This window comes from Paraplanobispora takensis (assembly GCF_016863195.1).
GTDB classification, from domain to species: domain Bacteria; phylum Actinomycetota; class Actinomycetes; order Streptosporangiales; family Streptosporangiaceae; genus Planobispora; species Planobispora takensis.
In genome coordinates, this window is record NZ_BOOK01000044.1 from 1 (window position 1) to 14,800 (window position 14,800).

Sequence of the window (14,800 nt, forward strand, 5' to 3'; positions counted from 1 at the left end):
CGGGCATGGCCGCCCGCCGTACCATCACGCGGGTGATTGGCTCAGTACGCGGAAGGAGATGCCGGCCCGCTGGAGGCGGCCGATCAGCGCCTCGCCCATCGCCGCGGCGGTGGTCATCTGGCCCGAGACCTTCGGCAGGTCGTCCATGGCCAGGCAGAGCGCCGACTCGCCGAGCATCTTGGCGGTCTCGCCGTAGCCGGGGTCGCCTCCGGCGACCTCGGTGACCACGCGTCGGCCGCCGCCCCGGCCGTCGAAGGTCACCTTGAACCAGCTCTCGGCCCGCTGCTCGGGGGTGGGCCCGTCACCCGGCGCGAAGCGGGTCAGCAGCCACGACCGCACGGGCGGGAGCTGGGCCAGCACCGAGACCGCCCCGGCGCCCGCGACCAGGCCGACGGCGCTGGACAGGTGTTTGACGGCGACGTGGTGGCGGTAGGCGAAGTCGGGGCCGTAGCGCTCCAGCGCGCGGCCCGAGCGGGCGACGATCTGCGGGTCGATCGTGGGCAGCGGCAGCGCCCAGCCTCCCACGTAGTGCGGCGTCCCGGGCCCTCCCCGCACCCTGCGCCCCGCGGGGCGCTCCTCAGCTCTGCGCCGGGCCATCGCGGCCTGCGCGTTCTGCCGGGCCCGGGAGACCGCGGCGACGGCGGAGTGCACGGTCCCGCCCGAGGGCCTGCCGTTGCCGCGCACGTACCCGTCGATCCGGATCGGCACGCCCTCGGGAAGCCGGTCGACCGTGAAGTAGACGCCCAGGTCGTGCGGGATCGAGTCGAACCCGCACGCGTGCACGATCTTCGCGCCGGTCTCCTGCGCCCGCGCGTGGTGGCGGGTGAACATCAGGTTGACGAACTCCGGCTCGCCGGTGAGGTCGGCGTAGTGGGTGCCGGCCTCGGCGCAGGCGGCGACGAGCGGCTCCCCGTGGTGGATGTAGGGGCCCACGGTGGTGGCGACCACCCTGGCATGGCGGGCCACCTCGGCCAGCGAGGCGGGGTCGCCGGCGTCGGCGTGCAGCAGAGGGAGTCCGGGCATGCCGATCCGCTCTTTGACGGCCTCCAGCTTGGCCCGGTTGCGGCCGGCCAGCGCCCAGCGGCAGCCGGGACCGGCGGCGCCGGCGAGGTAGTCCGCGGTGAGCGCGCCGGTGAACCCGGTGGCGCCGAACAGCACGATGTCGTACGGGCGGTCGTCGGCCATGGACGAGCCTTCCCTTCAGCGGGCGGATCCGGACGGGCGTGCAGGAATCGTACGCCGTGACTCCCCTGCCCCAGCCGATATGTCCATCTCGTCCTGCGTACCCGGCGTGTCCTCTCCATCCGGCGTGGTCGCCGAATCCCGCGCCTGCTCCGGAGTGAGAACCCTCCCCCGCGCGTGCTCGGCGGCGAAGCGGTCCTCGCCCAGCGCCCGGCGCACCCGCGTGGTGACCCGTGCCGTGTCGGCGCCCTCGGCGACGGCCGGGGGCGCCCCGTCCGCTCCGCGCACGGCCTCGGCCGCGCCCAGCAGACGGGCGGCGAGATCGTGGCGGCCCCGCAGGGACAGCGCCCCGGCCATGCCGAGGAGGACGACGGACGCCCCCCGGGTGGCGCTCAGCCTGACCGCGAGGTCGAAGGCCTCCAGGTGCAGGGCCAGGGCCCCGGCCGCGTCGCCGCGCTGCTCGGCCACGAAGCCGAGCTCCGCCACGATCATCGGCAGGTACGGCGGCGGCGTCCCGCCGTCCTGACGGGGCGCGGCGTCCAGTACGGCGCGCAGGTGGGTCTCGGCGCGGTCGAGCCGCCCGTCCCGGCGGGCGGCGAAGGAGAGGCCCATCCTGGCGAAGACCTGCCCCGCCTGGTGGCCCTGTTCGACGCTCAGCCGCAGGGCCCGCTCGCACAGCTCCTGCGCCCCGGCGTATTCACCGCGCTGCAACGCGATCCAGCCCAGCCAGGCCAGCCTCGCCGAGACCTCGCTCCACAGCCCGAGCTCCTCGGCCAGGCGCAGGCCCTCCTCGTGCATGCGGCCGGCCTGCTCCAGGTCGCCGGTCATCTCGGCCAGCGCGCCGAGCCAGCCGGACGCCTCCAGCCGGCCCCATCGGTCGCCGAGCCCGCCGAACAGCTCCGCGCTGAGCTCGCCGTCGGCCCGCAGCGCGGCCACGTCGCCCCGCACGTGCGCGAGCTTGGCCCGGGTGGCGAGGGCGGCGGCCGTACCCCATCGGTCGCCGAGCTCCCGGAAGACCGGCAGCGCCCGCTCCGTGAGCTCCGCTGCGGCCTCCAGGTCTCCGAGGTCCAGCCCGGCATAACCCAGGAACCATTCGGCCCTGGCCCGCCCGCCCGGGTCGCCGGCGGCCTCGTAGGCCTTCAGGACCGCCTGCCTGCGGGCGTCCCGGTCGGCGGCCTCGCCGTACAGGAAGCCGATCCCGGCCTGCCAGGCCATCGCCCGGGCCACGGGCGCGGGACCGGGCGGCCCGGTCGTACCAGACCCGCCGGCGTCCACGCTCTCCGGCGCCACCAGGGACAGCGCCGCGGCCAGCGACCGCCGGGCCTCGGCCAGGCGCCCGCGCAGGAACCAGTACCAGGAGAGCGCGTTGACCAGGCGCAGCGCCCCGTCCGCGTCGCCGTCCTCGACCGCGGCGGCGAGCGCCGTGCGCAGGTTGGCCGCCTCGGCGTCCAGGCGCCGCAGCCACCGCCGCTGGCCGCCGCCGTACAGGTGCGGCTCGGCCTCCTCGGCCAGGGCGGTGTAGTGGCGGCGGTGCCACCGCCGCAGCCGGTCCGTCTCCCCCGCCTCGCGCACCCGATCGGCGCAGTAGGCCGCCACCGACTCCAGCAGCCGGTAGCGGGGCCCGTCCGCGCCGTCGGCCGGGGCCACCAGGGAACGGTCCACCAGGCGGGTCAGCAGATCCATCACGTCGGCGGCCGGCAGGTCGTCACCGGCGCAGACGGCCTCGGCGGCCTCCATGGTGCAGCCGTCGGCGTGTACGGCCAGCCGGCGCAGCACGACGCGCTCGGGGTCGCTCAGCAGCTCCCAGCTCCAGTCGATCATGGCCATCAGCGTCTGCTGGCGCGGCGGGGCGCCCCGATGACCGGTGGCCAGCAGCCGGAACCGGTCGTCCAGCCGGGCCACCAGGCCGTGCACGCCCAGCGCCCGCACCCGCGTGGCCGCCAGTTCCAGCGCCAGCGGGATGCCGTCCAGCCTGCGGCACAGCACCGCGACCGCCGGGGCGCTCTCCTCGTCCAGGGTGAAACCACGCGCCGCGGCGGAGGCCCGGGTCACGAACAGCCGCACCGCCCCGGACTCCCGCAGCTCCTCCAGCCCGGCGGCGGGGCCGGGCACCTCCAGCGGGGGAACGGCCCAGACGACCTCCCCGGCCAGGGCGAGCGGTTCCCGGCTGGTCGCCAGGATCCGCAGCCCCGGGGCGGCCCGCAGCAGCGACTCCACCAGCTCGGCGACCGGCTCTATCACGTGCTCGCAGTTGTCCAGCACCAGCAGCAGCCGCCGGGAGCGCAGCGCCTCGGCGAGCCGGGCCGCGGCGGTCGCCGGCCCGCCCGGGTCGGCGGCGTCCCGGACGCCCAGCACCGCCATGACCGCCTCGGCCAGGCGGAGCAGGGCGTCCGGGTCGGCGGGCCGGTCGAGCGCTGCCAGCTCGACCAGCCAGACGCCGTCGGGGAACAGCTCACGCACGGCGGGGGCCGTCCCGGACGCGGACGGCGCCTCAGGCGCGGGCAGGCCCACCGGTGTCCCGGACGCGGACGGGTTCACCAGCCGGCCGGCGGCCTCCACCGCCAGCCGGGTCTTGCCCACCCCTCCGGGGCCGGTGAGCGTCACCAGCCGGTCCGCCGCCAGCCGGGCGAGGATCCCGGAGACCGCCTCGTCCCTGCCGACCAGGCCGGTGATCGGCGAGGGCACGTTGGTGGCGGGCGCGGTCCCGGGTACGGCCGGCGCCGCAGGGGCCGATACGGCGGACGTCACGGGGTCCGGCACGGCCGCAGGCGGTGGAGGCGGCGCCGTGGTCGCCGGGGGCGCGCTCCCGTCAAGAGCGGGCGCGTTCTGCCGGGCGCCGGGCGCCGGGGGCGGGGCGGGGGCGGTCAGCGACGGGTCCTGGGTCAGGATCGCCCGATGCAGGGCGCCCAGCTCGGCGCTCGGGTCCAGCCCGAGTTCGTCGGCGAGCATGGTCCGCAGCTCTTCGTAGCTGGCCAGGGCCTCGTTCTGCCGGCCGGAGCGGTACAGCGCGCGCATGTGCGCGGCGCGCAGCCTCTCCCGGAACGGATGCCCGGTCAGCAGTTCGCGGAGCTCTCCGGCCAGGGCGGCGTGCTCGCCGAGCTCCAGCCGTACCTCCGCCCGATCCTCCTGCGCGGCCAGCCGCTGCTCGGTCAGGCGGGTCACGGCAGGCCAGGCGAACGGCTCGTCGGCGAAGTCCGCCAGCGCCGGACCCCGCCAGACGGCCAGCGCCTCGGACAGCAGGTCCGCCCTGGCCCGGGGGTCACGCGCCCGGCCGGCCTCGGCGAGCAGGGCCCGGAACACGCCGGCGTCGGTCTCGCCTCTCACGAGATATCCCGCCGGGTGGTGGGCGACCAGCTCGCGGGCGCCCGGCTCGGCGTCCTCCAGCGCCCGGCGCAGTTGCGAGACCTTGGCCGACAGCGCACCCGCGGGATTGCCCGGCGGGTCCTCGCCCCACAGGTCGTCGATCAACCGGTCGGCGGGCACCGGCCGCCCCTCGTGCACGAGAAGGTCGGCCAGCAGGGCACGGACCTTCAGCCCCGGGATCGCCACCGGCTCACCCCCGGCCGTCCACACCGCCAGCGGCCCCAACACCCCGAAACGCATGGCAATCACGATAACGGCCGCCCCGTCCCGTCACCCCGTAAGCCGGCCGGGCGAAAGCCGTAAGACCACGAGAAACGACGGGTGGGAGCCGTAAGGCGGCGAGAAACAAACCGTAAAGGGGTCCGGGCATCGTAGGAGACGTCAAAGCGAGAGGGTCGCGAAGGAGGCGGAACGGATGTGCGGACAGATGCCGCAGGACGGACGGCTGCGGCTGGCGGTCATCATCGCCAGTACCCGCAACGGCCGGTTCGGCCCCACGGTCGCCGACTGGTTCACCGCCAGGGCCCGCAGGCGGGCCGACCTGGAGGTGGACCTGGTCGACCTGGCCAAGGCGGATCTGCCGCAGACCCTTACCGATCAGGACGAACCCCTCCCGCAGCGGGTGCGGGACCTGGCGCCGCGGCTGAGCGCCGCCGACGCCTTCGCGGTCATCACGCCCGAGTACAACCGGAGCTTTCCCGCTCCGCTCAAGACGGCCATCGACTGGTACTACGAGGAGTGGCACGCCAAGCCCGTCACCTTCGTCGCCTACGGCAGGGAATCGGGCGGCGTGCACGCCGTCGGCCAGTTGCGCCAAATCTTCACAGAACTGCATGCCGTGGCGATATGCGACGCCGTCGTCCTGCCACGTTACTGGGAGCTGTTCACCGCCGACGGCAGCTGGCCCAAGGCCTCCGCTCCCTGCAACGACGAGGTCGCGGCCGCGCTCGACCGGCTGACCTGGTGGGCCCACGCTCTGCGGGAGGCCCGGGCCAGGCAGCCCTACAAGATCTGAACGTCCCTTACTTCATCCGCTTCACCACATGATCGGACACCGGAGGAAACAATGAGGAAGATCATCGCTTCGACCTTCGTGACGCTCGACGGCTTCATCGACGACCCGCACCTGTGGGCCCTGCCGTACTCCGACGCGGGGTCCCAGAAGTACTCTCTCGATCTCCTGCTGGGCAGCGACATCCTCCTGCTCGGCCGGGTCACCTTCGAGGGCATGGCCCAGGCATGGCCCTCCATGTCGGGTGACCCCTACTCCGACAAGGTCAACGCCATGACCAAGTACGCGGTCTCCTCCACCCTGAAGGAGACCGACTGGAACAACTCGAGCGTCATCCACGGGGACGACCTGCTCGCCGAAGTGAACCGGCTCAAGCAGCAGCCCGGCGGGGACATCCTGATCTGGGGCTGCGGCCGGCTCACCGACACACTCGCCGAGCACGGGCTGCTCGACGAGTACAAGCTCTGGATCTACCCGGTCGTCAAGGGCGGCGGGCAGCCCCTGTTCCCCGCGGGCACGGAGGCGACCATGGAGCTCGTCGACAACGAGGCGTTCGACTCGGGAACCGTCCTGCTGACCTACCGGCCGGTCAAGACGAGCCCGGCTCCGGCGTCCGCCGGCTGATCCCCCGGGGTTCGCGCCGAGGCGCCTGCCGGGGAGCGGAACGCCGCTCCCCGGCAGGCGCCTCGGCGGCCGCCGGGCTCCCGTTATAGGTTCTGGGGGAACGGTACGTGTACGAGCGGAGGATCAGCGCGGTGGAAGTCGAGCAGACGGTGCTTCCGGGAATCGGATTGCGGCATGAGTTCACGACGCGCTCCGGGCGAAGGATCGGGATCGTCTCGCACCGTACCGGCCGCCGCGACCTGGTGATCTACGATCCCGACGATCCCGACCGCGCCTGCGAGACCGTGAAACTGAACGACGAGGAAGCCGACGCGCTGGTGGAGCTGCTGGGCGCCCCGCGCATCGTGCAGCGCCTCAACGCCCTGCACCGGGACGTCGAGGGGCTGGTCAGCCTGCAGCTGCCGATCCCGTCCGGCTCGCGCTACGACGGGCGCCCGATGGGGGACGCGCGGGTGCGCACCCGTACCGGCGCCTCCATCGTGGCCGTGGTCCGCTCCGGTCAGGTCGTCGCCAGCCCCGGCCCGGAGTTCGTCCTGGCCGGAGACGACGTCGTGGTCGTCGTGGGCAGCCCGGAGAGCACCGCCGCCGTCGCCGACATCTTCTCTCACGGTTAGGCCGGCGGGTGCACCACACTGCAGTTCTCTTTCTCGAGTTCGGCGCCGTCCTGCTCGGGCTCGGCATTCTCGGGGCGCTGGCGCTGCGCGTCGGCATCTCGCCCATCCCCCTCTATCTGATCGCCGGACTGGCGTTCGGCACCGGCGGCATCGTGCCGCTGGCCACCAGCGAGGAGTTCATCGCCACCGGCGCCGAGATCGGCGTCGTCCTGCTGCTGCTCACCCTCGGCCTGGAGTACAACGCCAGCGAGCTGGTGACCAGCCTGAAGAGCAACGCCCCGGCCGGCCTGGTGGACCTGGTGCTCAACGCCGCGCCCGGCGCGATCTGCGCGCTGCTGCTCGGCTGGGGCCCGGTCGCCGCGGTGGCCATGGCCGGCGTCACCTACGCCACCTCCTCGGGCATCACCGCCAAGGTCCTGTCCGATCTGGGGTGGATCGGTAACCGCGAGACCCCGGTGGTGCTGTCGCTGCTGGTCTTCGAGGACCTGACCATGGCGGTCTACCTGCCGGTGCTGACCGCCATGCTGGCGGGCCTGAGCTTCGCCGGCGGCGCGGTCACCGTGGGCATCGCGCTGGCCACGGTGAGCGTGGTGCTGCTGGTGGCGCTGCGCTTCGGGCGGTTCATCGAGGCGTTCGTCTCCAGCCCCAACTCCGAGGTGCTGCTGCTGAAGGTGGTCGGCCTGGCCCTGCTGGTGGCCGGGGCCGCCCAGCAGCTGCAGGTGTCGGCCGCGGTGGGGGCGTTCCTGGTCGGCATCGCCCTGTCGGGGGAGCTGGCCCACGAGACCCAGGCGCTGCTGGCCCCGCTGCGCGACCTGTTCGCCGCGGTCTTCTTCGTCTTCTTCGGCCTGCAGACCGATCCGGCGAAGATCCTGCCGATGGCGGGGCTGGCCGTGGTGCTGGCCCTGGTCAGCATGGTCACCAAGCTGCTGACCGGCGTGTACGCCGCCCGGCGGGCGGGCATCGGCAAGGCCGGCCGGGCCCGCGCGGGCATCGCGCTCATCCCCCGGGGCGAGTTCAACATCGTGATCGCCGGCCTGGCGGTGACCGGCGGGGCCCACCCCGACCTGGGCCCGCTGGCGGCCGCCTACGTGCTCATCCTGGCCGCGTTCGGCCCGCTGGCCGCCCGCCTGGTCCAGCCGTTCATCACCGCCATCGCCAAGCGCGCCTGACCGGTCCCCGCCGTACGGCCGCGCTCACGACGCGGCCGTACGCGGCACGCCGGCGGCGAGGGCGCCGAGCGCGGCGTCGGCGAAGTGCGGGGCTCCCGGTTCCGGCTCCAGGCGGAGGGTCCGGGCCAGGAAGCTGATCGCGTGGTACCACCCGCACAGGAGCACGACGTCGAGCAGCTGGGGCTCGGTGAAGCGGGCCGCCAGCCGGGACCACAGCTCCTCGCCGATGTCCCCGTCGCGGTGGAGGGCGTCGACGGCGCGGATCAGCAGCCGCTCGCCCTCGTCGTCCCAGCAGGGGTCGCCGGCCTCCCCCGCGGTCAGCGAGGTGATCTGGGCCGGGGTCAGCCCGGCCCTGCCGGCGAAGAACGCGACGTGCACGCCCCACTCGTACTCGCACCCGCAGGCCGCGCAGGTGCGCAGGATCACGATCTCGCGTTCCCGCAGCCCCACGCTCAGCTCCCGGCTCAGCTCGTAGGAGCCCCACCCGTGCATGGCCCGCGTCATCGTCGGGTTGCGGGCCAGCACCCGGAACAGCGTGATCGGCTCGACCCCCGGCGGCATCATCGCGCGCAGCAGCGCGCCCTCCCGCCCGGGGTACGGCTCGGTGAGCGGTTCGATACGGGCCATCGCAGCCTCCAGCTCTCCCCTATGCTTCTATTTCAGAAGCAGTACGATGGCGACGATAGCGATTCGAAAATCGAAGCACAAGGGGGTGCCGTGAACCGGCCAGGACCCGTGAGGGGATCGACCACCGGACGCCCGATCATGGTCGCGCTGGACCTGCTGGGCCGGCGCTGGAGCCTGCGCGTCCTGTGGGAGCTGCGCGAGGCGCCCGCGGGCTTCCGGTCTCTCCAGGAGCGCTGCGACGGGATGTCCTCCAGCGTCCTGCGCCAGCGGCTGCTGGAGCTGGAGGACAATCGCCTCGTCCGGCGCACCGATGACGGCCGCTACGAGCTCACCCCGGCGGGCGGGGAGCTCTGTGAGGCCATCCGGCCCCTGGACCGGTGGGCCCGGCGCTGGATCGCCTCCCTCGACGCTCCCGATGACGCGGAAAGTCCCGGCGGACCGGATGACGCCGGGGGTCCCGGCGGGCCGGGCGACGCCCGCTGAGCGAACGCCCCGGGAACCCGCGGGTCGGGTGACCCGGGCGGGTCGGGTGACCCGGAGAACCACCGCGCCGGCCGTACGCTCCGGAACCCGGCGACCGGGCGGTGCGCGCCGCCCGGATCTGGTAGGCATGGGCGGGTGATGAGATTCCTCGCCGTCCCGGCAGTGGCGGCCCTCGTCCTCGCCGCGACCCCGGCTCCGACCCCGGCTCTGGCCGCCGCCCCGCCGGGCAAACCACGCGTCCCGGCGGGCACGGCCGCCGGATACGTGGTCTTCGACCGGCAGACGGGGAAGATCGTCGCCCACCGGTCCGCGCACCGGAAGTTCAGGTCCGCCTCGGTGGTGAAGCTCCTGATCGCGATCGACTATCTGGAGTCCCACCCGACCGTGCCCGCGCGCGACCAGAAGCTGCTCAAGGTCATGCTCCGGGTCAGCGACGACGACGCCGCGTCCGCGTTCTGGAACCGGGGCGGCCAGGGGAAGATCATCAAGCGGACGGCGCGCAGGCTGGGCCTGACCGACACCGCTCCCCCGCCCGCCGACAAACCGGGCTTCTGGGGCTACACCTCGCTCAGCGCGCTGGACGTCGTCAGGACCTACCGCTACCTGCTCGACCGCGCCGACCCCCGGGTCGGCCGGCTCGTCCTCGGCCATCTGCGCAGGGCCGGCCAGTGCGGCTCCGACGGCTTCGACCAGTTCTTCGGCATCCCGCGCGGGGTGCCCGGCCCCTGGGCGGTCAAGCAGGGCTGGTCGGGGTACGGCTCCACACCCCCGGTCCGCTGCACCCGCGCCTCCCCCACCGGCACCGCCACCACGGCCGCCGGCGGCGCCGAGACGGCATCCGCCGCCGGCACCGCCCGGACGACTCCCGCCGTTCCCACCGTGGAAACCGCCTCCGCCCCGGCGGACCGGTCCCCCGGCTTCACCACGGCGGGGTTCACCCTCGCCCCGTCCGCCCCGGTCGCCGGGGCCGCGGCGCCCGTCCCCGACCTGGGCCGCCCGGTGCTGCACACCACCGGCCTGGTCGGCCCGAGGGAGCGGTGGATCATGGTGCTGCTCACCGCTCACCCCGCCGGGACCGGCTGGCAGCGCTCCACCCGGCGCACCACCGCCCTGGCCGGAGAGCTCTACCGCAGCGTGGCCTCCTGAGCGTCCGTCACGCCCCCGGCACGGCGAAGACGGCGCACGTCGCGGTGCCGTGCGCGTACAGCCTGCCGTCGGCGGTGCCGGTCACCCGGGCCTCGGCGGTCGCGATGGTACGGCCCACGTGGACGGCCGTGGCCTCGCAGCGCAGGGTGGGGGTGTCGCCGAAGATCGGGCGCAGCAGGTTCACGTTGAGCTGGATGGTGGTGTAGGCCCGGCCGGCGGGCAGCGCCGACATGACCGCGCTGCCGAGCGCGGAGTCGAGCAGGGTGGCCGTGAAACCGCCGTGCACGGTGCCCATGGGGTTGTAGAGGTGCTCGCCGGGATCCCCCTCGAAGACCGCCCTGCCCTCCTCGACGTCGACGAGCCGGAAGCCGAGCGTGCCGCAGATCGGCGCGGTGGGCAGGCGCCCCTCCAGGCTGAGTCTCAGCAGTTCGAGCCCGGATGAGGCGCCCGCGTCGGCGTAGGAGGTCGGCGGGGCCCAGGTGTGGGTGCGGGTACGTGCGCGGGTCGCGGGGGTCTGCGTCATGGCTGCTTTCTTCTCGGGTTTCTTCTCGACGTCGTGTGGAGATCGACGTCGCGCGGAGGACGACGTCGCGCGGAGGACGACGTCGCGCGGAGGACGACGTCATGTGGAAGGGCGCCGGCGGGCGACGGCTCGACCACCGGCGCCCGCCGTACCGGGTCCGGCTCAGGGCGCCTTGACCGCCAGCAGGTCCACCGGGCGGATGTCCGGCGGCGCGCTCAGCATGGTCGGCGCCGCCTCCATCAGCGCCGCGGCGATCCGGCCCCGCAGGTGGGCCTGCCGCCCCGCCTCGTCGGCGAAGGTGTCGAAGACCCCGAAGGTCGTGTCGTTCTCCTTGAAGGCGAACCAGGTGAGGGTGCGGTCCTCCTCGACGGCCAGTTGCACCGCGTCGCGCAGTATCGCCTCGACCTTGTCGGCGTACTCCGGTCTGGCCTCTATCCGGGCCAGCAGACCGATCTTCATCGTGACCTCCTCGTCTCGGTGTAGAGGCAACCTAACGCCGTGGCCGGAGCGGTCCCAGTGGCGGAAGCGACGTTATTGATAGCGTTTCCGGCATGAAGGTAGCTGTACTGGCATACGATGGCGTGTTCGATTCCGGTCTCTCGGCCGTCCTGGACGTCCTGGAGGGGGCCAACGCGATGGGGGGGCAGCTTCCGCAGCCCCCGCCGGCCTGGGAGGTCGTCACGGTCGGCTTCCGCCGGAGGATCCGCACCGGCGCCGGACACCTGGTCTCCTGCGCCCCCGCCGGCCGGGCCGGGGAGGCGGACCTGCTGCTCGTCCCCGCCCTGGCCGAGCGCGAGCCCGAGGCCCTCCTCGCCCACGTCTCGGGTTCCGCGGCGGGCAAGGTGCGGGGCCTGGCGGCCGATGCCCGCCGCCGGGGGATCCGGATCGCCTCGGCGTGCACGGGCACCTTCCTGCTGGCCGAGTCCGGCGTCCTCGACGGGCGGCGGGCGACCACCAGCTGGTGGCTGGCGCCGTACTTCCGCGCCCGCTACCCGAAGGTCGCGCTGGACCAGACCCGCATGGTGATCACTTCCGACGGCGTGATGACGGCGGGAGCCGCCTTCGGTCACGTCGATCTCGCCCTGGCGGTCGTGCGGGCGAGCAGTCCCCATCTGGCCGATCTCATCGCCCGCTATCTGGTGATCGACGAACGGCCGTCCCAGTCGGCCTACACCATCGCCGGCGCGCTCGCCCAGAGCGACCCGACCGTCGCGGCCTTCGAACGCTGGGTCCGCGCCGGCCTGGAGCAGCCGTTCAGCGTCACCGAGGCCGCCCGCGCGGCAGGCGTCAGCGAGCGCACCCTCCAGCGGACCGTGCGCCGCGTCCTGGGCGTCTCACCCGTGCAGTTCGTGCAGGACCTTCGCGTCGAGCAGGCCCGCCACCTGCTGCGCACCACGGATCTCCCTCTGGAGGCCATCGCCCGCAGGGTCGGCTACGAGCACGCCAACACGCTGCGCGTCCTGCTGCGCCGCCGTACCGCCAGCACGGTGTCGGCCCTGCGCGGCGGTGAGCGGGGGCAGGGCGGTCCGGACGACGCATGAGGCCTCGGCACGGCGACGCGTGAGGGAGTTCAGAGTGCGGCGGCGTAGGCCGCGGCCAGGCGCTCCATGACGCTCGGGCCGTCCCGCTCCGGCGCCGGCTCGCCGAGATGGACGACGCGCAGCTCGGCCATGAACTCCTCCCACAGCTGCGGCCCGCCGGCCGCCAGCAGCTCAGCCCGTACCCGCAGCCGCCTCGTGGTCGGGCGGTGACGCAGTCCCCACTCGCCGAGCTGCGCGAAGACGGGCACCAGGCGGATCGACGCCTCGGTCAGACTGTAGGCGGCCCGCCGTCCCGGCCCCGCGTCCTCGCGGGTCAGCAATCCGGCCTTCACCAGCCGCTTCAGCCGGTCGGCCAGGATGTTGGAGGCGATCCCCTCCTCTGATCCGGCGAGCAGCTCCCTGAAGTGACGCCGGTCGCCGAACATCACGTCCCGCAGCACGAGCAGGCTCCAGCTGTCGCCGAACGCCTCGACCGCGGCATTGATCGGGCACCCGGAACGCGCGGACTCCCCCATCTCACACCCCGCTTCCGAACCGGTTGCAATCTACCACCGGCTGGCCTAGCGTTGATCACTGATTGCAAATCGCAAGCAGATTGCAGGAGGTCACGGATGAACGAGCCGCAGACCGCTCAGGGAAAGGTGCTCTGGCACTTCACGATGTCGCTGGACGGATTCGTGGCGGGGCCGGACCACGGGATGGACTGGATGACCGAGACCACGTTCCGTCCCAGCCTGGTCGACGAGTACGTCGGGACCACGGGCGCCGTGCTGGGCGGCCGGGACGGCTGGGACCACTATCCGGACGCCGGCGGCGTGTACGGCGGCGCCTGGCAGGGGCCGGTCTTCGTGCTCACCCACCACCCCGAGGACGCCGCGCCCGCCGACGCAGTCACGTTCCTGAGCTGCGACCCCGCCGAGGCGGTGCGGATCGCGCTGGAGGCGGCGGGCGGCAAGAACGTCGAGGTGCTGTCGCCCACCATCGGCCGCCAGCTCCTCAAACTGGGACTGATCGACGAGATCGACCTGCACATCGCGCCGGTCCTGCTCGGCGAGGGCGTCCGGCTGTACGACAACCCCGGCGGCAAGCCGATCCACCTCCACCGGGCCGGCGCAGAGGACCCCAGGTCGGCCGTGGACGTACGCTACCGGCCCGTCACGACGGCGAAGACCCCGGCCGGGACCGCGCCGGAATGACCGGGCGGCGGTGGTCAAGGATGGCGTTGGAGCGGGGACTTGTCGCCGACCAGCCAAAGATGCCCGAACGGGTCGAAGAAGCCGCCCTGCCGATGCGTTCCCCATGGCATCTCGTGGTCACGTACCGGATCGTGGTAGTTCGCGCCCGCGGCCGCGGCGCTGTCGGCGAACTCGTCCGGATCATCCACGAACACCTCGACCCGTACCGTGGTGGTGCCGGCCGCGGCGGGATCCTGCCAGCCGTTGTTCTCCGTCTGGGCCAGGAACAACGGCGCCCCCCGGACCTCCAGGCCGATGACCGAGCCGAGGTTCCACAGCTCTGTCGCGCCGAGCGCACGCCGGTACCAGGCCGACGCCTCCGCGGCGTCCGGTACGGCGAGCATGAGCGAGATGATCGTCACAGCCCGCACGATACGCATCCGAGGAGCCGGACGGCACCCCCTCAGCGGGGATTGGCGGGGCCGAGGTAGGCGGCGGCCAGGCGTTTGGGGGCGACCATCCGCCAGGCTTCCTGGACGAGCTCGGTCATCTCGGTCAGGTCGATGGCGGTCAGCCGGACGCGGACCCAGTTGTAACGTTCGTCGGAGGGGCGGGGCATGTGGAACTTGCCGGGTTCGGCGGCGACCAGGGCGGCCCGTTCCTCCTTGGGGAAGGCGAACCCCATGGAGGTCTCGTCGGGAGAGATCGCGGCATAGACGATCCGGCCCACGCGGAAGGTCACCCGGTCTCTGACGATCTTCTCCTCCGTGCGGGGCAGGGCCGTCGCCACACGGCGCACGTCGTCGGCGGTGACCGTCACTGCGCCCTCCGCACCGCGAGGGCCGCCTCGTCCACGGCGGCGGTCAGGCGGCGCAGGGTGCTCCTGAAGGCCGCCAGCTCCTCCACGTCGAGGCCGGTGGCCGCGAGCAGCCGGCCGGGGACCTGTTCGGCCTCGGGCCTCAGCGCGGCCCCGTCGGGCGTCAGCCGTACGAGCACCGAGCGCTCGTCGGCGGCGCTGCGCTCGCGGCGGACCAGACCGGCCGCCTCCAGTCTCTTGAGCAGCGGCGAGAGCGTGCCGGAGTCGAGCCGCAGGGCGGCGCCGAGCTCCTTGACGGTGACCGGCTCGCGCTCCCAGAGCACCATCATCGCCAGGTACTGCGGGTAGGTGAGGCCGAGGTCGCGCAACAGGCCGCGATAGAGGCCGTCGAGCGCCCGCGAGGCGGCGTGCACGTCGAAGCACACCTGGTTGTCCAGCAGCAGCTTCACGGGAGGAAGTATACGCGCTTGACTGCAGCCAATTAAGTTGTGCACAATCAAAACGTACACAACCGAAAGGGGAAC

At 73.4% G+C, this 14,800-nt stretch carries 17 protein-coding genes; 8 read left to right on the forward strand and 9 right to left on the reverse strand.

The window, feature by feature from the left end; translation table 11 throughout:
* Positions 1-24: 24 nt before the first annotated feature.
* Together Pta02_RS28955 and Pta02_RS28960 are read right to left on the reverse strand one after the other, a co-directional pair.
* The gene (locus tag Pta02_RS28955) at positions 25-1,185 is read right to left on the reverse strand and encodes a saccharopine dehydrogenase family protein (RefSeq protein ID WP_203878135.1); all 1,161 of its coding nucleotides are present in this window, start codon (positions 1,183-1,185) and stop codon (positions 25-27) included.
* 15 nt (positions 1,186-1,200) lie between these two features.
* Complete coding sequence (locus tag Pta02_RS28960; RefSeq protein ID WP_203878136.1) at positions 1,201-4,785, reverse strand: AfsR/SARP family transcriptional regulator; 3,585 nt, start codon at positions 4,783-4,785, stop codon at positions 1,201-1,203.
* Between the two features lie 175 nt (positions 4,786-4,960).
* Here Pta02_RS28960 and Pta02_RS28965 point away from each other — a divergent pair, with 175 nt between their 5' ends.
* From Pta02_RS28965 to Pta02_RS28980, 4 genes are all read left to right on the forward strand, one after another.
* Positions 4,961-5,560, forward strand: a complete 600-nt coding sequence (locus Pta02_RS28965) for an NADPH-dependent FMN reductase (protein WP_239131300.1) — start codon at positions 4,961-4,963, stop codon at positions 5,558-5,560.
* Positions 5,561-5,611: 51 nt separating this feature from the next.
* Positions 5,612-6,181 carry a dihydrofolate reductase family protein gene (locus Pta02_RS28970; RefSeq protein ID WP_203878137.1) on the forward strand — a complete coding sequence of 190 codons (570 nt, stop codon included), beginning with the start codon at positions 5,612-5,614 and terminating at the stop codon, positions 6,179-6,181.
* A 131-nt stretch (positions 6,182-6,312) separates the two neighbouring features.
* Positions 6,313-6,795 carry a cation:proton antiporter regulatory subunit gene (locus tag Pta02_RS28975; RefSeq protein ID WP_203878138.1) on the forward strand — a complete coding sequence of 161 codons (483 nt, stop codon included), beginning with the start codon at positions 6,313-6,315 and terminating at the stop codon, positions 6,793-6,795.
* 8 nt (positions 6,796-6,803) lie between these two features.
* On the forward strand, positions 6,804-7,964 hold the full coding sequence (locus tag Pta02_RS28980) for a cation:proton antiporter (RefSeq protein ID WP_203878139.1): 1,161 nt from the start codon (positions 6,804-6,806) through the stop codon (positions 7,962-7,964).
* Positions 7,965-7,988: 24 nt separating this feature from the next.
* Here Pta02_RS28980 and Pta02_RS28985 read toward each other — a convergent pair whose 3' ends face one another.
* A complete protein-coding gene (locus tag Pta02_RS28985) occupies positions 7,989-8,591 on the reverse strand; it encodes a carboxymuconolactone decarboxylase family protein (RefSeq protein WP_203878140.1) in 603 nt (200 codons plus the stop codon).
* 108 nt (positions 8,592-8,699) lie between these two features.
* Here Pta02_RS28985 and Pta02_RS28990 point away from each other — a divergent pair, with 108 nt between their 5' ends.
* Together Pta02_RS28990 and Pta02_RS28995 are read left to right on the forward strand one after the other, a co-directional pair.
* A complete protein-coding gene (locus Pta02_RS28990) occupies positions 8,700-9,074 on the forward strand; it encodes a winged helix-turn-helix transcriptional regulator (RefSeq protein WP_239131301.1) in 375 nt (124 codons plus the stop codon).
* A gap of 138 nt (positions 9,075-9,212) precedes the next feature.
* Positions 9,213-10,220, forward strand: a complete 1,008-nt coding sequence (locus Pta02_RS28995) for a D-alanyl-D-alanine carboxypeptidase family protein (protein WP_239131313.1) — start codon at positions 9,213-9,215, stop codon at positions 10,218-10,220.
* A gap of 7 nt (positions 10,221-10,227) precedes the next feature.
* Here Pta02_RS28995 and Pta02_RS29000 read toward each other — a convergent pair whose 3' ends face one another.
* Together Pta02_RS29000 and Pta02_RS29005 are read right to left on the reverse strand one after the other, a co-directional pair.
* A complete protein-coding gene (locus tag Pta02_RS29000) occupies positions 10,228-10,743 on the reverse strand; it encodes a PaaI family thioesterase (protein ID WP_203878142.1) in 516 nt (171 codons plus the stop codon).
* 162 nt (positions 10,744-10,905) lie between these two features.
* Positions 10,906-11,202, reverse strand: coding sequence for a putative quinol monooxygenase (locus tag Pta02_RS29005; protein ID WP_203878143.1), 297 nt, complete (start codon positions 11,200-11,202; stop codon positions 10,906-10,908).
* A 92-nt stretch (positions 11,203-11,294) separates the two neighbouring features.
* On the opposite strand from Pta02_RS29005, the gene Pta02_RS29010 reads away from it, so the two are divergent.
* Complete coding sequence (locus Pta02_RS29010; RefSeq protein WP_275423624.1) at positions 11,295-12,284, forward strand: GlxA family transcriptional regulator; 990 nt, start codon at positions 11,295-11,297, stop codon at positions 12,282-12,284.
* A gap of 29 nt (positions 12,285-12,313) precedes the next feature.
* On the opposite strand, the gene Pta02_RS29015 is transcribed toward Pta02_RS29010, so the two are convergent.
* Positions 12,314-12,799 carry a winged helix-turn-helix transcriptional regulator gene (locus Pta02_RS29015; protein WP_203878145.1) on the reverse strand — a complete coding sequence of 162 codons (486 nt, stop codon included), beginning with the start codon at positions 12,797-12,799 and terminating at the stop codon, positions 12,314-12,316.
* A gap of 96 nt (positions 12,800-12,895) precedes the next feature.
* Here Pta02_RS29015 and Pta02_RS29020 point away from each other — a divergent pair, with 96 nt between their 5' ends.
* Positions 12,896-13,480, forward strand: coding sequence for a dihydrofolate reductase family protein (locus Pta02_RS29020; RefSeq protein WP_203878146.1), 585 nt, complete (start codon positions 12,896-12,898; stop codon positions 13,478-13,480).
* Positions 13,481-13,494: 14 nt separating this feature from the next.
* On the opposite strand, the gene Pta02_RS29025 is transcribed toward Pta02_RS29020, so the two are convergent.
* From Pta02_RS29025 to Pta02_RS29035, 3 genes are read right to left on the reverse strand one after another with little or no spacing between them, the layout of a single operon-like run.
* Positions 13,495-13,881 carry a VOC family protein gene (locus tag Pta02_RS29025; protein WP_203878147.1) on the reverse strand — a complete coding sequence of 129 codons (387 nt, stop codon included), beginning with the start codon at positions 13,879-13,881 and terminating at the stop codon, positions 13,495-13,497.
* A 41-nt stretch (positions 13,882-13,922) separates the two neighbouring features.
* Positions 13,923-14,279, reverse strand: a complete 357-nt coding sequence (locus tag Pta02_RS29030; protein ID WP_203878148.1) for an MmcQ/YjbR family DNA-binding protein — start codon at positions 14,277-14,279, stop codon at positions 13,923-13,925.
* Complete coding sequence (locus tag Pta02_RS29035) at positions 14,276-14,719, reverse strand: MarR family winged helix-turn-helix transcriptional regulator (RefSeq protein WP_275423626.1); 444 nt, start codon at positions 14,717-14,719, stop codon at positions 14,276-14,278. Before Pta02_RS29035 ends, Pta02_RS29030 begins: the two co-directional genes overlap by 4 nt.
* Positions 14,720-14,800 lie beyond the last annotated feature (81 nt).

Bases quoted from the DNA above. Each gene is read 5' to 3' on its own strand.
- Pta02_RS28955 (WP_203878135.1), bottom strand. From the start codon at position 1,185: ATGGCCGACGACCGCCCGTACGACATCGTGCTGTTCGGCGCCACCGGG.
- Pta02_RS28960 (WP_203878136.1), bottom strand. From the start codon at position 4,785: ATGCGTTTCGGGGTGTTGGGGCCGCTGGCGGTGTGGACGGCCGGGGGT.
- Pta02_RS28965 (WP_239131300.1), top strand. From the start codon at position 4,961: ATGTGCGGACAGATGCCGCAGGACGGACGGCTGCGGCTGGCGGTCATC.
- Pta02_RS28970 (WP_203878137.1), top strand. From the start codon at position 5,612: ATGAGGAAGATCATCGCTTCGACCTTCGTGACGCTCGACGGCTTCATC.
- Pta02_RS28985 (WP_203878140.1), bottom strand. From the start codon at position 8,591: ATGGCCCGTATCGAACCGCTCACCGAGCCGTACCCCGGGCGGGAGGGC.
- Pta02_RS28995 (WP_239131313.1), top strand. From the start codon at position 9,213: ATGAGATTCCTCGCCGTCCCGGCAGTGGCGGCCCTCGTCCTCGCCGCG.
- Pta02_RS29000 (WP_203878142.1), bottom strand. From the start codon at position 10,743: ATGACGCAGACCCCCGCGACCCGCGCACGTACCCGCACCCACACCTGG.
- Pta02_RS29005 (WP_203878143.1), bottom strand. From the start codon at position 11,202: ATGAAGATCGGTCTGCTGGCCCGGATAGAGGCCAGACCGGAGTACGCC.
- Pta02_RS29010 (WP_275423624.1), top strand. From the start codon at position 11,295: ATGAAGGTAGCTGTACTGGCATACGATGGCGTGTTCGATTCCGGTCTC.
- Pta02_RS29015 (WP_203878145.1), bottom strand. From the start codon at position 12,799: ATGGGGGAGTCCGCGCGTTCCGGGTGCCCGATCAATGCCGCGGTCGAG.
- Pta02_RS29020 (WP_203878146.1), top strand. From the start codon at position 12,896: ATGAACGAGCCGCAGACCGCTCAGGGAAAGGTGCTCTGGCACTTCACG.